Raw genomic sequence first — 18,346 nt, forward strand, 5'->3', positions numbered from 1 at the left:
TCGCCCGCCGCTGACACCTCCACCCTGACTGCGAGGTCGCCGCCATGCCCGACACCCCGAACCCCTCGTCGCCGGTGATCTACCGGCCGCGCACCCTCGCCCTCTACGACACACTCGTGCTCGGAGCGTCCTGCCGGTGGGTGTGGCGCTGCCCCGCCGAGAACCTGGTCGAGGTGTACCGGGACCACCTGGGACCGGTACACCTCGACATCGGCGTCGGGACGGGCCACCTGCTGGACCGGGCCACGGCCGCGGAGCCGGCCACGCCGCTGACCGGCCTGCACCTGCTCGACACCTACCCCGGACCGCTGTCCACCGCGGCGCAGCGCCTCTCCCGCCACCAGCCCCGCACCTACCGCGCCGACGCCCGCACACCGTTCCCGCTGGCGCCCGCCAGCATGGACTCGGTGGGCTCGACCTTCCTCCTGCACTGCCTGCCCGGCCGGGGGATCACCGAGAAGGCCGTGCTCTTCGACAACATCGCCGCAGTCGCGGTGCGGGGCGGGGCAGTCTTCGGGGCGACCCTGCTGCCCCATGGCCCCGGGGTGCACGCCACCGTGCAGGCCCGGGCCCTCATGGACGCCTACAACCGCGCCGGGTGGCTCTCCAACCGCGGCGACACCGTGGGCGACCTGAAGCGCGAGCTGCACGCGCGCTTCGACCAAGTGCAGGTGCGGGTCGTGGGGTGTGTGGCGCTGTGGACGGCGGTGGCCCGATGACCCCCGACCCCCGCACCGCGGCGATCACCGGGATCGGGTGCCGCCTGCCCGGCGGCGTCCGCGGACCCGCAGCGTTCTGGGACCTGCTCCTGGAGGGGCGCGACGCGGTCGCGCCGATCCCCGCCCCGCGTTGGGAGCAGATGCGCACCCTGCTCGCCGAGGAGGACCGGACCGAGGCGCCGTGGCGCGCCGGGGTGATCGATATCGACGCCTTCGACCACGGCTTCTTCAAAATCAGCGCGGAGGAGGCCGCCGAACTGGACCCGCAGCAGCGCCTCGGGCTGGAGGTTGCGGTGGAGGCCCTGGACGACGCGGGCATCCCGCTGAGCACGGTCGCCGGGTCGCGCACCGGGATCTATGCCGGATGCGCCGCCATGGACCACGCCATGCTGCGCTTCGCGCCGGGACAGCGGCCGGGGATGCTGGCCGCCGGCGGAGTGGGTCTGAGCATGCTCGCCGCCCGCACCGCCCACCACCTGGACACGCGTGGCCCGGCGCTGACCATCGACGCCGCCTGCTCCTCCAGCCTCGTCGCCGCCCATTACGCCCGCCGCGATCTGGAGGCCGGCGACGTCGACACCGCGGTCGTCATCGGCGCCAACCTCATCCGCAACCCGCTGATCAGCCGCGCGTTCACCGAGGGCGGGGTCCTCTCCCCCCAAGGCCGGTGCGCCCCCTTCGACGCCGCAGCCGACGGCTACGTGCGCAGCGAGGCGGTGGTCGCCCTCATCCTGCGCCGCCACCACGACACCACCCCGGGGTCGGATCGGGTGTATGCGCTACTGGCCGCCAGCGCCGTCAACTCCGACGGCAAATCCCGCGGCGGGGTGTTCGCGCCGAACCCCGACACCCAGGCCGCGCTGCTGACCGAGGTCTATGCCCAGGCGGGGATCCAGACGGACCGGATCGGTTATGTGGAGGCCCACGGCACCGGCACCAAGGCCGGCGACCGCACCGAAGCCGAAGCGCTCGCCGCGGCGTTCGACCGCGACCCGGCGGACCCCCTGCGTATCGGCTCGGTCAAATCCAACCTCGGCCACACCGAAGGCGCCGCAGGCCTGGCCGGCCTGATCAAGGCCGCGCTGATCGCCCACCACGGCGAAATCCCGCCCACCCTGCACCACACCGCGATCCGCCCCGCCCTGAAGGACCTGGCCCTCACCGTCCCGACCAGGACCACCCCGCTGCCGGGATCCGCCGACGGCACCGCCCTGGTGGGGGTGTCCAGTTTCGGCTTCGGCGGCACCAACGCCCACGCCGCCCTCACCCAACCCCCCGCCCCTCCGAGCCCGACGGGTGAGGAGGAAGGCGGGCCGGCGGTCCTGGCACTGTCCACCCACGCGCCGCACCTGCTCGCCGGCACCGCCGCCGACACCGCCCGCCACCTCGGCGACACCGCCGACCTGCACGCCGCGGCCGCCTTGTCCGCCACCGGCCGCGACCACGGACCGCACCGCGCCGCCGTCATCACCGCCACCCCCGCCCAAGCCCGCGACGCCCTGCACGCCCTCGCCTCAGACCGCCCCCACCCGACGGTCGTCGGCCCCCACCACCCCCGTCCCGAGGCACGCGTGGTGTTCGTGTTCCCCGGCCAAGCCGCCCACGACCCCTCCACCGGCACCGCCCTCGCGGAGCGGTTCCCCGTGTTCCGCGACACGGTCGCCCACGTCCAAGAGGCGATGGCCCGCTACCCCGGGCACGTGCCCTGGCGCCCCGGCGCCACCCCCGCCGGGGTGGCCGCCCTCCAGCAGGCGGCGTTCACCGTCCAGGTCGGCCTCGCCGCGCTGTGGCGCTCCCACGGGGTGCACCCGGACCTGGTGGTCGGGCATTCCCTCGGCGAGATCGCCGCCGCCCACACCGCCGGCGCCCTGACCCTGGAGGACGCGGCCCTGCTGGTGTGCGCCCGCAGCCGCCACCTCGCCGCCGTCGCCGAGCACGGCGGGCTGCTCGCCACCGGGCTCACCCGACCTCGCGCCGAGGGACTGCGCGCCCGGGTGGGCGGCCGGGTCGTCATCGCCGCCGCCAACGCCCCGCACCAAACGGTGCTGTCGGGCCCGGAGGTGGACCTCGATCACCTCCAAGCCGACCTGGAGGCCGAGAGGGTGTTCGCGCGGCGGGTGGTCGGCGCACCGCCCGCGCACTCCCCCCTGCTGGAGACCCGGCTGGGCGCGTTCGCGGCCGAGATCGGCGCCATCACCCCCACCCCCGGCCAGGTGGCGATGGTCTCCACCGTCACCGGACACCTCGTGGACGGCACCACCCTGGACGCCGCCTACTGGATCCGCCAACTCCGCGCCCCCGTCGAGGCCCACACCGCCGTGCGCACCGCCGCCCGAGAGCAGAGCCTGTTCCTGGAGGTCGGCACCCGCCCGGTACTCGCCGGCGCGATCACCGACACCCTGGCCCACCACCGCCTGCCCGGCACCATCACTGCCCTCAGCGGAGACGATGAGTACACCGGGTTCCTCGCCGCCGCAGCCGAGCTGTTCACCCGCGGCCACACCCCCGCCTGGCCCGTGGCCGCCCGCCGCCGTCCCGCGTTCCTTCCGCCGCGCCGGTGGAACCACCACCCCCCGGTCACAGCGAACACGGAGTCTGCTTCCAGCGCGCTGACCGCGGCACTGTCCACCGCACCCCCCGCCCAGCGTCGCGCCATCCTCGCCGACACCGTCCACGCCGCCGTCGCCCCACTTCTCGCCCGCCCCCCGGCCCTCGACGAGCGCGACACCCCCCTGGACGACCTCGGACTCGACTCCCGCGACCACCTCGTCCTGCGCGCCCGCCTGGCCGGCCTGCACCCCGCACTGCACCACCTCGACGCCGCCGCGATCGCGCATGCCCCGACCATCCAGGGCATCGCCGACGCCCTGCTGCCCCTGCTCCCGGCCACCGACCCGACACCCGACCGGAGGCGAGCCGACCATGCCGAACCCTGACTTCTTCTACGACAACACCAGGCCCGCGCGGCCGGTACCGGGTGTCGACCTCAGCCGCCCCTCGGCCGCACGCATGTACAACCTGATGCTCGGCGGCACGGACAACTTCGAGGTCGACCGCAGTGCGCTGGACGCCCTCCTGGAGCAAGTCCCCGAGATGCGAGATATGGCCCTCGCCAACCGCAAGTGGCTCGGCCGTGTCGTCCGATACCTCTCAGAGTCCGGCATCGACCAGTTCCTCGACATCGGCTCGGGCCTGCCCTCGCAGAACCCCACCCACCAGGTCGCCGCCCGCCACGTCCCCGGGCGGGAGCCCCGGGTGGTCTACGTCGATTACGACCCCATGGTCCTCTCCCACGCCCGCGCCATCCTGGCCGAAGACCCGAGCACCACCACCGTGGTCCAGGGCGACCTGCGCGACCCCGCCCAGATCCTCGACCACCCCGATGTGAACGCATTCATCGACTTCAACCAGCCGGTCGCGCTGCTGCTCGTGGCCGTACTGCACTTCCTGCCTGACGACCAGCACCCCCACCGGGTCGTGCAGACGCTGCGCGACGCACTCCCCCCCGGCTCCTACATCGCGATCTCTCATGTCGACAACGCCATGGCGCCCCAACGCGCCGCGTTCTTGCAGGACTACTACACCGAGCGTGGCATCCCCGGCCAGGTCCGCTCCCCCGAGCAGGTCACGCGGTTCTTCCACGGCACGGAACCCGTCGACCCGGGTCTGGGCTACATCGGCTCCTGGCGGCCCGACCTCACCGTGACCGACCCCGACCCGGCCGGTGCACCACACCCACCGCCCGCCACCGGATCCGATCCCGCGCAGGCGTGGGTCTACGGCGGACTCTGCCGCGTCCCCTGAGGTCGGGCCCGCCCCCGTAGCGCGGGCCCGACCAGCACCAACGCTACGAACCCCAGGCGCGTGGCGCTGTGGTTTCGATCCACGCAACCCGACATTCCGAACACCCGACACCCCGAACACGAGAAACGGTCAATGACGACACACTCCCCCGCCCCGGCCCCCCGCACCACCACCGCGCCCGGGACTGAGGACCCGCCGCGCGGGTGGCAGCGGCTGCTGCCCGACCCCACCCCCGCCGACCTGCTCCCCCAGGCCCGGCCGATGCCGGCCTGGGCGGCCTACGCGGCGTTCCTGCTCATCTATGTGCTCGTGTTCGGCTACCCGCTTCTGGGCATCGTCATGGGCTACCTCGCCGGGGGCACCGCGCCGCTCACCCCGGCCCCCGACGCCGACACGTTCTGGCAGTCGGCACTGCCGGGATGGATCATGCACGTCGTCCTCCTCGCCATCACGGGCCTGAGCGCGTGGCTGGTGGCCTGGCGGCGCAGGCTGCGGGTGACGGACCTGTTCGCCCCGGCCTGGGTTCGAACTGCCACTGGAGCCGAGCGGACGCGCTCACGCCGCCAAGGGCGAAGGGTGTTCGCACTAGCGCTGGCCGGGCTGGTGGTCTGGATGGTCGGCGGGTGGGTGCTCGCCGCGGTAGTGCCCAGCGCGATGGCGGGCGGGTTCGCCATCGACACCCGCGCCGACGCGGCCTGGACCGCGGCGATGCTCGGTCCCACCCAGATCACCACCGCCCTGGTCGAAGAGGTCGTCGTGGTGGCGCTGCTGGTGGTGGTGCTGGGCGCGGCCCGCCGCCCGGCCGCCGAGGTCTACACCGTGGCCGTCGTGGCGAAGCTCGCCTACCACGCCTACTACGGCTTCCCGGTGTTGGCGATGGTTCCGGCCGCGGTGCTGATGGTGTGGCTGTACCGGCGCACCGGGCGGGCCTGGCCCATCATCACCGCCCACGCCGCCTACAACGTGGGCTACTCCGCGCTGATCATCGCCTGGCCGCCCGTCGCCGCCCTGTGAACCGGTCCCCGCTTCCCCAAAGCAGCGATTCGGCACCGACCCGCTGGCGGGCGGCCCGGTGGAGGAGGCCGCCCGCCCCTCCGAGGGACTGCTCTCCCGATCACGATGAAGAACCGAACCTTATGACCCTGAACCACGCCCGTACCAGCACCGAGGTCCACGCCGCCCGCAAGCGCGGCACCAGCGACAACCCCACTGCCGAGCACGCCGCACCAACGGCCAAGTACGCCAAACCCGCCACCGGATCGAACACCCACCGCACCCAGTGGACGGTACGGGCCCAACGGGGTCACCACCGCCTGCGATTCGACCCCCCGCCCAAGACCACACGCAAGGCCAAGGTCACGCTGTTCGGGGGAGGGGGGCGGCTGTGGCGCGAGGGCGCCCCGGACACGGCGCTGGAAGTGTCCGGGGCCTCGAGCGCGACGACACCGACCACCCCGGCTATCGCATCCGGATCAGCGCAACGCTTTATGCGGACCTTGACCCCGCGGGCCGCATCAGCATCCTGTGCTGCATCTGGGGACCGGGCAATGTCGTCCCGACCAGATCCGACAGTCCCCGCTACGCCGCGCGCGCACTGGTGGCGCCGTGAACCGTGAACGCACATTGCGCGGCGACGGCCCCCGCCAGCGGTTGAGCACCGCCTGCGCCCGACGCGGGATGCGCGTCATTGCGAGTTCGGCAGAAGCAGACGTCGTGCTGACCCGGTTCGGGCGCGCCGTCACCGTGACTCTGCGCCCCGATGAAACCGGGCTCCTGCACTGGTGCCTGCCCAGCAGGATCCCGAGCGCCTCCGACGCCGTCGACATCGCCCCGATCGGTGAAGAGAGCCACGTCGCGGAGCGAGCGGCGGCCCTGCTGGATGCCGCCGGGCGCGCGGCCCGCCAAGCCCTCACCGGGGGCAACCCGCCTCGACTCCCCGCCCGTACTCCGTGACGCACACGATTGGCCGCCGATGACCGACACCCCGCCCCCCACCACACCCGCCGCCATAATCAGCCTCCACCTCGACGAGGGCCTGCGGGTGGTCGACATCGCTGCGCGCACCGCACTCAGCGAGGACCGGATCCGCACCCTCATGCGCAACCGGGGCATCACCCTGCGCCGCAGGAAACGCAGCTGCGTCCCGCCCGAGGACCGGGTCCGCGCCGAGGATCTGGCGCAGGCATACACCCAGGGTGCCTCGATCCGGATGCTGGCGCAGCAGACCGGCCGCTCCTACGGCTACATCCGCAGGACTCTGGAACGCGCCGGCGTGCAGCTCCGCGCCCGCGGCAGCCGGCGGCTGGGCCGATGACGGGCCTGGGGCCACTGGAATCGGCGGTCATGGAGGCCCTGTGGCAGACCGGCACGCCGATGATCGTGCGTCAGGTGAACGAGGTGATGGCCCGGAGCGCCCATGGGCGGCGCGACTACAGCACCGTCGCCGGCGCGCTGATGGTCCTGCTCAGAAAGCGCTTGGTGCGGCGCACAAGGACGGACCACACCTGGTGGGAGGCTCGGGTCAGCCGCGCGGAGTACATCACCGACCGGATCCACGGCCTGCTCGCCGACGCCGGGGACGACCGTTCGGGGGCACTCGCCCTGCTCGTTCGGCAGTGCACGGCACTGGACCGCGCCGATCTGCGCCGGGCCCTGGCGGAGGCCGAGGACGGCGATGCCGCCCTGCTGGACCTGCCCGCATACGCGCTCGTGGACGCGTCGCACCGCCTCACCCGCGACCACCCCGCCACCGGCATCAAGAACCACCGCGCCCCGGAACCGGCGCCCCCTCACCGCTGAACGGAGATCGCGATGACCGCTCTGCCCATCGCCCTGATCAACCTGGAGAACGGACTCCACGAGCAAGGATTCGCGTTCGACGACCCCTTTGCCCGGATCTTCACCGACGTCGACGAGCCACCTGCTCTCATCCTGGTCAACGAGGCCACCCAGTGGTGGGCCGGCGGCGGGCGCGGCGGGTACCGGGCCGCCTCCGCGCTGCGCCGCCGCTACGGCACCCCCTATGCCATCGAGATCGGGTGGTGCGACCGCTCCGACCACCCGCCCGCGCTGATCTATGACCCCACCCGGCTGGAGATGACCTGGTGGGGCGACGAACGCTCCATCCCCAACCTGTCCCGACGCAACGTCGCCGAACTGCGCACCGGTACCGGACGCGAGCTGCGCGTCGTGCTGCAGCACTGGCACCCCAAGGACGGCGACACCCGACTGAAGGAGGCCCGCCACATCTCCTGGACCGTCGAAGGGCCGCCCACCCTGCTGGGCGGCGACCTCAACGGCACCGGGAGCGGACCGCACTGGCCCGAGAAGGACTGGCCAGCCACACCGCCGCACAAACGCCACCACAAAGGCTGGCAACCCGGCGGACCCGGCACCGCGTGGACCCGGGACACCCGCGCCGTCGACCACCTCATCGGCACCTGGAGCCCCGACGGTGGCCGGGTGGACGGGTGCGGATTCCACGCCCTAGCCGAACTCGACTGGCGGCACCGCGGCGCCGACCCCGCCGATCAGCTCGTGCCGACCACCAACACCCGCGCGGAACACGGCGGCTCCCAGGCCATCGACCTCCTACTCGTCAACGACCCCGAACTGTTCGTGCCCGGCAGCTACCGGGTCCACATCCCCGCAGGCCTGCTCGACACCGACCACCGCCTGGTCACCGCCACCATCGGCCTCTGACCACCCGCTGCCGGACTCCGCACCTTCAGAAGGGAACCTCCTGTGCTCCTGACCGTGCTCTCCCTCAACCTCCAACTCGGCGGCATCCTCCCCCTGGACGGCGAGGAGCCGCCCCGCGACCGGTGGCCCGGGCTGGCCGCCCTGATCCGCGACTCCGGCGCCCACATCGTCCTGCTCCAGGAAACCGCCGGCTGGACCGACCACAACCGTTCCCACGCCATCCGCGCGATCGCCGAACTCGGACTCGCCCTGCCGCCCGACGCCCTGTCACCGACGAGCTCGGCGTCGCTGATGTATGCCCCGGACGCCCTCGAACTCACCCAGTGGGAGACCCGCTACACCGACCCGACCTCAACACACGGGTTCGCCGGCATCGGGGTCTTCAACGTCCCGGGCAGCCCGCGCCCCATCGCCGTGTCCTCGGCGCACCTGAGCCCGGTCAGCGCCCCCGCGGCCGCCGACCGCGCCGCCCACCTGGCCTGGCGGGTGCGCCGCTACGGCGATGTCGGCATTATCGGTGGCGACATCAACCACCACCCCCTGCCGCGCCCCGGCCAGGGCCCGGTCGTCGCCCCCGCCACCCTGCCCGCGGCCAACGTCGTCGGGCGCTGGAGGGGCCCCGCCGGCGACCTGCGCCCCGATTACACCGTCGCCGAGGTCTTCGACCGGGGCCGGTTCACCGACGTCGCCGCCCACATGGCCGCCCTGCGCGGCGACCCCGCACTGCTGGGGCCCACCGCGCCGGGCGGGGTGCGCTGCGACCAGATCCACGTCACCGAGCCGCTGGTCCCGGCCCTGGCCGGCTACGAGGTACGGCCCGCCAAGGACAGCGACCACGACGCGCTCCTTCTCACCCTCGACACCGCCGCCATCGACCCTGCCCTGGTCCACGTCGAACACGTCTGACACGCCCCGCCACGCCCGGAAGGGACTGCGATGACCTCGCCCACCACGCTTGAGGCCCTGCCCGACGCCGCACGCGCCCTGGCCGCCCGCCTCGGCCTCCACCCCGCCGCGCCGGTGGAGTTCGACGCCGCACGCGCCCTGGCCGGCCAGCCCGAACAACTCGTACGCGACCTCCTCGACATCCTCACCGACACCGGCCACCTGCACCGCGACCCCCACGGCAACGAGTGGCGGGGGGCGGATCCGGCTCTGCTGGCCTGGGCCGCCACCCGCCTGGCTCCCGAGGAGCGCACGGCCGCCGAGGTCCGACTCGCCGCCTACTACGTCTCCGCCGCCGCGAGGGCCAGCCGCGCCCTCAACCCCTGGGGCGCCCGATGGGCCCCGGCCTTCGAATCGCCGCCGGTGGCCGGGGTCGGGCCCGACACCTACGATGCGGCGCTGGACTGGATGCGCGCCCACCTGCCGACCCTGACCGCAATCGCCCGCCAGGCGTATGCGCGCGGCGACGACACCCTCGGCTGGCAGTTCGCCGACCTCACCAAGCAGGCCTCGGCCACCCTGAAACTCCACGAGCCGACGGCCGACCTGCTGGAGGCGGCGATGCGCTCGGCTCTGCGCCTCGGCGCCCCCGAACCGCTCGCCACGGTCCACCTGCTCACCGCCAACGCCTGCATCCGCACCGACCGGGTGCAACTGGGGCGGGGCCACTTGGAGGAGGCCCTCCCCCTCTGGCGCCAGGCCGGCGACCGCCAGGGCGAGGCCACCACACTGGAAAGCCTCGCCACCGCCCTGCTCCTGACCGCTGATCTGGAGCAGGCCCGCACCGCCACCGACCACAGCCGGCTCATCCACGCCGACCTCGGCGCCGAGCGCGGCTGCGCACTGCTCACCCGCAAGCTCGCCGACATCGACCGCGCCGCCGGCCGGTACGACCACGCGATCCAGGGTTACACCGACGCCCTCACCTACTTCGACCGCATCAACGACGGCTACCAGGCTCTGCGGTGCCGCGCCGGTCTCGGCCGCGCTCTGCTCGGCCGCGGCGACGCCGGGGCCGCCGAACGCACCGCCGAACGCAGCCGCACCGCCGCCCGCCTTCTCGGGGCGACCGAGGAAGAGGCCGATTCACGCCTGCTGCACGCGGACATCGCCGAGGCCCGCCACGACACCCCCGCCACCCGGCGCGACCTGGAACGCGCCCTCGCGCTGTACGAGGCGACCGGATCGCCGCGCCGGACCGAGGTCCAGGCCCGCCTCGCCCGGCTGCCCGACTGAGACCTGCCCCGCGCGCAGGCGCCGCGCCGTGCGCCCACGCACACCGCCCACCGTGGATCGGCGCCCCCGATGAAGAGGAGACCATGGACCCCGACAGTTCCCCCACCGACCTGCGCAAAGCCGACGAACACGGGCCGACCGCGTCCCCGATCGCCCAGCGCACCGGGACCCCGCCGCGCCACGCCCCTGAACTGCTGCACGGCTCCGGGTGCCGGAGACGCACACGGGCCGAGGGAACGGCGGCGCCCGCGGACCACCCTGCCGACCGCACACCCGCTCGCGATTCCGGCTCCGAACCCCCGGCCGGCCGCTCCACCGAATCCGCGACCCAGATCGCGCGCATCCTCGGATCGGGGCCACCGCAGCGCCGACTCGCCGAGGTGACCGCGGGCGAACTCCGGTTGCTCGCCTCCCGGATGGCTCCCAGGGAGATCGCCCAGGGGTTCTCCCGCCATGAGGCCACCGTGCTGGCGCGCCTCGATGCCGCGGGCATCACCGCCCCCGCGGACTCGTGGCAGTCCAGCCCGGCCGCCGACGAGGCGGCCCGACTGAGCCGGTGCGGCCGGAGGCCGACCTAGGCAGGCACCCTCCGCCGCCCCTGAACCGCGCACGAGGCGCGGCGCACCGCGACCGGTGGCGCACCGGCGCCCGCATCACCACCGCCCCACCGAACCACCACCACGCGACGAGGAGCCGCATGCACATCGCCTCTGATACCCGCCCCGGGTCCCCACGCCCCAACGAAGACGTCATCGCCGTATCCGGGCCCGTCGCGGTCCTGCTCGACGGAGCAGGCGGGCCCGCCGAACTGGACAACGGATGCTCCCACGGCACCCCGTGGTACGTCGCCGCGCTCGCCGCCCACCTCCTCAGCACCCTCAACACGGCACCCGACACCGAACTGGCCGCCGCCCTGGCCGCGGCCATCGAGGCGGTGGCCCGCGCCCACCCCGGCTGCGACCTGACCCACCCCGGCACCCCGAGCGCCACCGTGATCATCACCCGCCTCGGCGACCACGCCCTCGACTACCTCGTGCTGTGCGACTCCACCCTGCTCATCGAGACGAACGAGGGCGTCGAGGTCCGCTGCGACACCCGCATCGACGAGGTCGCACCCCAACAGCGCCGCGCCATGGACGCCGCCCCGCTGGGCTCACCCGAGCACCAGCAGCACCGGCTCGCCAAGGTCGGCGCCGAACGCGCCGCCCGCAACCGCGAGGGCGGGTTCTGGGTGGCGGCCGCCGACCCGGCCGCCGCCGAGTACGCGCTGACCGGGTCCGTGCCCGCCGCCGAGGTGCGCCGCTACGCCCTGCTCACCGACGGCGCCGCCCGCTGGCACGGTTTCGGCCTGGGCGACTGGGCCGCCCTCCTCGATCTGGTGGATCGAGCCGGGACCGCCGCGCTGCTCGATGCGGTCCGCGCCGCCGAGCGCGCCGACCCCCACGGGCGCCGGCTCCCGCGCGCCAAACAGTTCGACGACGCCACCGCCCTCCTGGTCACCCCCGCCCCGGCGCCACTGCGCCCCGAGCCCACCCCGCCGGGCCAAGACGGGCGCGGCAGCCGGGACCTGAAGGCCGAGCGCCGCCAGATCCGCGCCGACGTGGAGGCCATCGCTGAACCGGCGCGACGCGTCCGACTCATCGACGCCCACCTGGACAAGGTCGAGGAGTGCATCCGCACCCTGACGGCCCAGCGCAGCGCCCTGATCGCCGAACTCGCCGGAGAGGGCTGGACCGATAGCGCGATCGCCGCCCTGCTCCATATCTCCCGGCCCCGCGTTACACAGATCCGCGGCAACCACCGCGCCACGCCCTCCCCCACCAGCTGAAAGGCGGTCTGATGCTGCTGCGTGTCCTGAGCCAGAACCTCGCCTACGGCGGGACCGCCGACTCCGAGGGGCGCCCCGACGGGCGCTGGGACCCCCTGATGGCCGCGATCGCCGCACATGCACCGCACGTGCTGTGCGCCCAGGAACTCGCCAGGTGGGAGGACCACAGCCACCAGCGCCTCGCCGCGGCCGAACACGCGCTAGGCCTGCGCGTGCTCGGCGGGATCACCCCCAGCCGCTCCGCCAACCCCACCGCCGTCATGTACCGGCCCGGGCCGCTGCGCTGGACCCAATGGGAGACCAGATACGCCCGCGAACTCCACCACGGCCTCGGCGTGGGCGTTCTTGAAGTCGACAAGATGGCGCTGCCGCTCACCGTCATCAGCGCCCACCTCACCCCCTACTCCGCCAACCAGGCCGCGATCGAGGCCCAGATCGTCGCCGCACGCGCCTGGCGCTACCAGGGCGCGGGGATCGTGGCCGGCGACATCAACCACTTCCCACTCGACGACCAGGCCCCGGCCTCTGAGTCGATCCCCCGCTACAACCGCTCCTCCCGCTGGACACGCGACGCGAGCGGCGACTGGGTGCCCAACCGCATCGTCGGGGAGAAGCTGCACGCCGGCGGGCTCACCGACGCCGCCCTGCACCTGTCCCGCCACCGCGGCGACCCCGACCTGCTCGCGCCCACTGCCGGGAAGGTCCGCGTCGACCAGGCCCACCTCACCCCCGCCCTGCTGCCCGCCCTGGTGGACTACACGGTGCTCGACCACGGCCACAGCGACCACGCCGGGATCCTCATCACCCTGGACACCGACCTGATCGACACCGCCGCCGCCCAACCCGACTGGATCTGACCACCACAGGCACACCCCGGACCGCCCGGCCCACCCGACAGCGTCAGGAGATTCCCATGCGCCCCTTCATCGGCGGCGGCACCACCCGATGGAACGCCGGAGAGCGCGTCCCGCACATCTACGCCCTCCCCGAACTGGACCGGGAGGAGAACGCCGCCTTCGCCAACCTGGTCCGGCGCCACCGCGACATCCTCACCGACCGCTTCACGCACATGGTGGCCCCGGTGCAGCCCGCGTGGCTGCACGCGACCGTGCAGATGGTCGGCGCCCCCGGCCAGGCGCCCCTGACCGCACCCCGTCGCGCCGCGCTGATCGAGCGGTTCACCGGCGCCTTCACCGGCACCCCGGCGTTCACGACGGTGGCCGCCCCCAGCGCCGGCGGCTCGGGCGCGGTCCTGGACCTGGACGCCGACGAGGCGTTCGCGGCGCTCACCGACACCGCCACCCAGGTGATCCGCGAGGTCCTCGGCACCGACGCCGTGTCCTACCAGCCGAGCGCCCCGCACATCACCACCGGCTACTGCCACACCGCCGGCGACTCCGGCGACGTCGCCAGCGCCCTGCGCCGCTCACGACCCGCCCGCGCCCCGCTGCGCATCACCCGCCTCGCCCTGGTCGAGGTGATCCAGGACGCCGACGCCCACGAATACCGGTGGAACGAACTGGCCGGCATCAGCCTGGCATGACCCGCTTCGGGCACAGCTGCGCGCGGCCTTGTGGAGCGTTCCGGGTGCCCGCGCGGCGCAGAACCGCCCGAGCAGCACCGCGGGGGCGGCGCGCCCGGCACGGTCCCGCAGGCATCACCATGCGCGGCTCCCACCGAACATGAGCACAGCGGCGAGGAGCACCGCGCTGCGCCGTGCAGTGCCTGGCAACTCGCCCGCGCTCGGGGTCGCGGGGCATTGCACGGCCTCGGCAGAATGGGCCGTGGCGGGCGCAACGCCCCGCCTGCGCCCGATCCAGCGCGAACAGTGGGAGACCCGGTTGTGGGCGGTTCCTGGGGCATAAGCGGTGCCATCCTCCTCAATGGTGCCCGCGACCCGGGGTGGGTGCGCGCGGTGGAGGCCGCCCGGGCGTGGATGCTCACGCACTGGTCCGAGTGGACGCACAACGAGGTCCACGCGGAACGCACGGCCCCACTGGAACTGGCGGCCCTGTTGGCCCTGGTCTGCTACACGGCCCCCAGCAGCACCGATGAGGCACTGGAGGCGCTGCTGGCCGACAGCGACCTGGAGATGCGCCTGGTGGACGGCCTGGCCGCCGCCGGGCACCGCGTCGGCCCCTACGCCGACGGCAGCGCGGACACGGCGATCGCCCGCGCCTGGGACACCGTGGACCACGCCCGGCGGGCACGCCCGGCCCTGTCCGAGCGCCCGGTCGTGGAGACCGCGGACGCGCTCCTACGCGCCCCGGCCATCCAGCGCCGCCTCGCGCGCCCGTTCCCGCCGCTGACGCGCCCCCTGGAGGACCACGTCCTGCTCAACGACCCGTTCTGCGGCGCGGCCGAGCCCGCCCCCGGCCGGCCCCGGCACGCGGAGGTGGCCTACGCCCCCCCCCCCGACACCGCCCCGCACCACCCCCGCACCCTCCCGATCGTGATCGACCTGGACACCTGGGAGCCCCAACCGGCCGCCGAGCGAACGCACGGCTACCACACCGCGGCCGCCATCCTCACCCGGCGCCCCCCGGGCAGCACCGACGTCTGGCTCGCCAGCCGAGGCGCAGCCTGGACCGGTACGGTGATCGCCGCCCAGATCGGGCCCGCCCGGCTGCGCTGCGTGCATGCGGCCTACCGCGAGAGCGTCGACTGGTACTCCCCGCTGAGCCCTCAGCACGCGATGGCGCGCAACACCTTCTTCACGGTGACCGCCCTCGACGCCCTCGACGCCCTCGACGACGAGGAGCCTGCGGTGCCCACCCACATCTGGGCCGCGGTCCTGTCGGCCTGGCCCGGCTCGGCCCTGCGCGCCGCCGCCGGAGACCACACCGCGCCCCCGTCCCGCACCGAAGAGGTGCCCGTGCGCACCTGGGAGCAACTCGGCGACCTCCTCCTGCACGGACCTGCCGGGTCCACCCGCCTTCGCCTGTCCGACATCGCCACCGCGCCCCGCCCCTGACCAGCGCCCACCCTCCGCCCCGGGAACACCCCGCGGCCCTCGCCCCTCCACCCGGCCCCTGGGCCGAACTGGCCTGCGCCGACTGCACCGCACCGCTGCGCGTGGCCCTGCCAGCCGCCACCCACTCCCTGGATCTGACCGCGGAACTCCATCACCACGGCTGAAACCCACAACGACCGGGCCGCCACCGTTGATGGCGAGGAGCCGGTGTACTGCCACCGTCACTGGCTCCACGCCGCCCGCCGCCACCTCGCCCGACTCCAGGCCCCCAGCACGAACCGCAACGCCGCCTTCGCCGCCGGCGATGCGGAATGGGACGCCGAGCATCTCAGCCACACCCCTGAGGACTTCGCCGCGCCGCGCTGCCGATGCGTGCGTCTCCGGGCTGTCCGCGCTCGCCGAGGACCTCCAACCCCACCCGAGCCGGCGGCGCTCGGTGAGGAGACCTTCACCAACGCCCAGCACGCCCCCTCCCTCCGCACCCGCGACCTGCTGACCCACCGACACGCCGCACTCAGGGCGCCCAGCTCGCCGTGCCCATCACCACCGCTCCGTCGGCTCCCCGCCCCGCCTGCTCCCTGGAACTCGGCGGCGCCGGGCCCGTGCGGGCGGGCGCTGGCACCGGGCAACACCCCGGAGAGCCGCTGGAGCGTCCCGCACCGCCTGCACGTCATCCAGACCCACCTGTGCCGCGATTCCGAGGGCCGCATCCGCGCCCCCTACACCGGGTCGGACGCCGATCCCACCCTGGGCCCCCGCGCACTGATCCACGCCCTCCCGGCTGCCGGCCTCGGAGACAGGGCCGAACGCTCACGCCTGCCCGGATTCGATCAGGACCCGGGCGGCCTCCTCGGTCCGGCCCCGGATCGGCATACCTCGATCTCCGCATGCCGGCCCCCGGTTCCGCGGCACGCCGCGGAACCGGACGAGCCGAGGTTTACATGACGCTGTAGAGGGTTACACTCCCAGTGCTGTAAATAAATACAGCACTAGTCGCGTGGAAGGGCACAGCACCTCATGCACACGTTCCGCCCCGTCGCCAACGGCATCCGCACCGACCACCCCGTCCCCGGCATCCCCTTCGTCGACGACGCCCACATCCCCGTCCAGGACCCCCGCGCCGTCGAGGCCGTGGGCCGCGGTGTCGCCGAGGGCATGTGGGGACGCTGGGATGAACAGGACGAGGGCTGGCTGGCCTTCACCACCGACCCCCTCCGCCACGACCTCGGCTGGGCCCTGCGCCACCACCCCGACCACGGCACCACCGTGCTCCTCTACCGCCACGACGACGCCTCCGCCGTCCACATGGACTGGTGGGGCCGCCCCCTGCTCTACCGCTCCGGCGGGTACTGGTGGGACGGCACCACCTGGTACCGGCCCGGCCAGGTCTACGACGCCGCCAGCGAGGCCTACGACCACCGCCCCGCCCGCGCCGCCGTCACCGTCACCGCCGCCGACCTCCTCGACGACTCCGCCGACGCCGCCGCGGGGCGCCTCCTCAAGATCACCAACCTGGACCCCCAGGCCGCCCCCGCCACCCGCTTCAGCGACGACCTCGCCCTCTGGGCGTCCCTGCGCGCCCAACGCGGCGCCGCGACGCCGCTCGCGGCGTGCGTGGTGACGCTCTCCGCACCCGAACTGGCCGCCGACCACCTGGTCGGGATCCCCGAGATGGCCCGGATCGGCGGCATCGGCGCCTCAACCCTCCGCTCCTACATCGCCCGCGGCGAAGGCGACGTCCCCCCGGAACAATCCGTCGTCCACGGGCGCAGCATGTGGGCCCGCCCGGTCGCTGCGGACTGGGCCGAGCAGCGCCAACGGTCACCGGAGACCGTGACCGCCACCGTGGCCGAGGCCGAGGACACGTTCTCGCTCCCGGTCGGCCAGGCCGACCTGCGGCGCAGGCTCGCCAAGATGTTCTTCTCCTGGCTGTGGGAACGGCCCGAACGGCGCAAGCGCTGGGCCCTGCGCCACCGCACCGAGCCCGCCGTCGCCCAGGTCGCCGACGAACTCGGATGGAACGTGGCCGTGAGCCTGGACCGCATCATCCCTACCGGGGACCTGGCAACGACCTTGCGCTACGCCCTGCTGGGCGAGTTCGCCCGCGGCCGACGCACCGATCCCGAGGGGGCCATGGGCTTCCACGGGATCACGCCCGCCATCGCCAAGACGCTGGACTGGCTCGTGCGCCACGACCCCAGCCGCGCCCAGCACATGATCGGCGAACTCGTCGGACAAGCGGAACGGGAGATGGAGATCCCCCGCGCGGTGACCGCGCGCTCGCTGAGGACCGCGCTGTCGCTGGACGGCAAACTCACCGAGGCCGCGCGCAACGACTACCTCGACCGCGTCCTGCCCCCCTCTGAAACCAGCTGAGCAAACCGGCCGCAGCCCGTCGGGAGCGGGTGCCCCGCCGCCAGGCAGGGTGCCCGCTCCTGCGGCACGGACGCGCGCCCGCACCCGCGCCGTCCTGGAATACCGCGGCCGCAGGGCCACCGGCCTGCGCATACCCATCGGGAGCGCAACGCCTCGGTGCAAGGCGGCACCCCGCCCGCCGGGGCAAGGCTCGCTCCGCCCTAGCGCGGGCTGCTGGCCTGGCGCACCGGGCTGGCGCTCACCCCCGCCACCCCGGCCTCGGTCAGGATCCGGGCGGCATCCTCGGCCCGCGCCCGGGTGCCGACCTCGACCTCGGTCCGCCACCACGCGTCACCGGGCGGCTGGGTGCCGGGCTCGATCACCGACAGGGCGGCCGCATCCGGCCACGCGTCCCGTAGCGCGCGGAGCCCCTGCTCCAGCACCGCCTGCTCGGCTGCGGCACCGCGCACCCGCCACCGCCCCGCCTCGTAGGGCACCGCCGGATGGTCCGGGCAACGGTCCGTGCGCTCCTCCCACCCATCGTCCTCACCAGCCCACGCGCCCAGCAGCAGACGGTGCTGCCAGCCCGCCGCGTGGGCCTTCTCCGCCATCCGCGACGCGGGCGCCGCCAACTCGGCCCCGCACCCGGGCTCATCGCAGAGAAGAACCCTCATCACGTCCTGTGCCATAGGCCCAGTCTGCCGTGGACCGCCCGAGCACGCTCAGCCCCGACAGGGATGGCTCCCGCCCCGTGCACCGTGGTCACGCCCGGTCGGCGCCTGC

General features: G+C 74.0%; 17 protein-coding genes. 16 read left to right on the plus strand and 1 reads right to left on the minus strand.

From position 1 onward, the window contains the following. Positions 1 to 44 precede the first annotated feature (44 nt). From CLV63_RS17315 to CLV63_RS17385, 16 genes are all read left to right on the plus strand, one after another. On the plus strand, positions 45 to 719 hold the full coding sequence (locus CLV63_RS17315; protein ID WP_106584175.1) for a methyltransferase domain-containing protein: 675 nt from the start codon (positions 45 to 47) through the stop codon (positions 717 to 719). Next, complete coding sequence (locus CLV63_RS17320) at positions 716 to 3,655, plus strand: type I polyketide synthase (protein WP_146165589.1); 2,940 nt, start codon at positions 716 to 718, stop codon at positions 3,653 to 3,655. Before CLV63_RS17315 ends, CLV63_RS17320 begins: the two co-directional genes overlap by 4 nt. Continuing rightward, complete coding sequence (locus CLV63_RS17325) at positions 3,642 to 4,523, plus strand: SAM-dependent methyltransferase (RefSeq protein WP_106584177.1); 882 nt, start codon at positions 3,642 to 3,644, stop codon at positions 4,521 to 4,523. The genes CLV63_RS17320 and CLV63_RS17325 overlap by 14 nt, the downstream gene beginning before the upstream one ends. Positions 4,524 to 4,655: 132 nt before the next feature. Then, entirely contained in the window at positions 4,656 to 5,537 is an 882-nt protein-coding gene (locus tag CLV63_RS17330; protein ID WP_106584178.1) for a CPBP family glutamic-type intramembrane protease, read from the plus strand. Between the two features lie 591 nt (positions 5,538 to 6,128). Continuing rightward, the gene (locus tag CLV63_RS17335) at positions 6,129 to 6,476 is read left to right on the plus strand and encodes a hypothetical protein (protein ID WP_146165590.1); all 348 of its coding nucleotides are present in this window, start codon (positions 6,129 to 6,131) and stop codon (positions 6,474 to 6,476) included. A 19-nt stretch (positions 6,477 to 6,495) separates the two neighbouring features. Next, positions 6,496 to 6,837, plus strand: coding sequence for a helix-turn-helix domain-containing protein (locus CLV63_RS35255; RefSeq protein ID WP_394339787.1), 342 nt, complete (start codon positions 6,496 to 6,498; stop codon positions 6,835 to 6,837). Beyond that, entirely contained in the window at positions 6,834 to 7,322 is a 489-nt protein-coding gene (locus tag CLV63_RS17345) for a BlaI/MecI/CopY family transcriptional regulator (protein WP_106584180.1), read from the plus strand. Before CLV63_RS35255 ends, CLV63_RS17345 begins: the two co-directional genes overlap by 4 nt. A gap of 12 nt (positions 7,323 to 7,334) precedes the next feature. Further along, the gene (locus CLV63_RS17350; protein ID WP_106584181.1) at positions 7,335 to 8,225 is read left to right on the plus strand and encodes a hypothetical protein; all 891 of its coding nucleotides are present in this window, start codon (positions 7,335 to 7,337) and stop codon (positions 8,223 to 8,225) included. A 42-nt stretch (positions 8,226 to 8,267) separates the two neighbouring features. Further along, positions 8,268 to 9,131 carry a hypothetical protein gene (locus CLV63_RS17355; protein WP_106584182.1) on the plus strand — a complete coding sequence of 288 codons (864 nt, stop codon included), beginning with the start codon at positions 8,268 to 8,270 and terminating at the stop codon, positions 9,129 to 9,131. A gap of 30 nt (positions 9,132 to 9,161) precedes the next feature. Next, positions 9,162 to 10,406, plus strand: coding sequence for a hypothetical protein (locus tag CLV63_RS17360; protein ID WP_106584183.1), 1,245 nt, complete (start codon positions 9,162 to 9,164; stop codon positions 10,404 to 10,406). A gap of 83 nt (positions 10,407 to 10,489) precedes the next feature. Beyond that, positions 10,490 to 10,984 (plus strand): hypothetical protein, encoded by a 495-nt coding sequence (locus CLV63_RS33595; RefSeq protein ID WP_170134249.1) that lies wholly within the window; start codon positions 10,490 to 10,492, stop codon positions 10,982 to 10,984. A gap of 119 nt (positions 10,985 to 11,103) precedes the next feature. After that, a complete protein-coding gene (locus CLV63_RS33600) occupies positions 11,104 to 12,234 on the plus strand; it encodes a sigma-70 family RNA polymerase sigma factor (RefSeq protein WP_211301347.1) in 1,131 nt (376 codons plus the stop codon). Positions 12,235 to 12,245: 11 nt separating this feature from the next. Further along, entirely contained in the window at positions 12,246 to 13,091 is an 846-nt protein-coding gene (locus CLV63_RS17370) for an endonuclease/exonuclease/phosphatase family protein (RefSeq protein ID WP_106584184.1), read from the plus strand. 56 nt (positions 13,092 to 13,147) lie between these two features. After that, a complete protein-coding gene (locus tag CLV63_RS17375; protein ID WP_106584185.1) occupies positions 13,148 to 13,777 on the plus strand; it encodes a 2'-5' RNA ligase family protein in 630 nt (209 codons plus the stop codon). 300 nt (positions 13,778 to 14,077) lie between these two features. Continuing rightward, positions 14,078 to 15,208 (plus strand): hypothetical protein, encoded by a 1,131-nt coding sequence (locus tag CLV63_RS17380; protein WP_146165591.1) that lies wholly within the window; start codon positions 14,078 to 14,080, stop codon positions 15,206 to 15,208. A gap of 1,017 nt (positions 15,209 to 16,225) precedes the next feature. Further along, the gene (locus CLV63_RS17385) at positions 16,226 to 17,584 is read left to right on the plus strand and encodes a hypothetical protein (protein ID WP_106584187.1); all 1,359 of its coding nucleotides are present in this window, start codon (positions 16,226 to 16,228) and stop codon (positions 17,582 to 17,584) included. A gap of 200 nt (positions 17,585 to 17,784) precedes the next feature. Here CLV63_RS17385 and CLV63_RS17390 read toward each other — a convergent pair whose 3' ends face one another. Next, positions 17,785 to 18,252 carry a hypothetical protein gene (locus CLV63_RS17390; RefSeq protein ID WP_106584188.1) on the minus strand — a complete coding sequence of 156 codons (468 nt, stop codon included), beginning with the start codon at positions 18,250 to 18,252 and terminating at the stop codon, positions 17,785 to 17,787. Positions 18,253 to 18,346: the final 94 nt, after the last annotated feature.

It is taken from the genome of Murinocardiopsis flavida, from assembly GCF_003014485.1.
In the GTDB taxonomy this organism is placed as follows: domain Bacteria; phylum Actinomycetota; class Actinomycetes; order Streptosporangiales; family Streptosporangiaceae; genus Murinocardiopsis; species Murinocardiopsis flavida.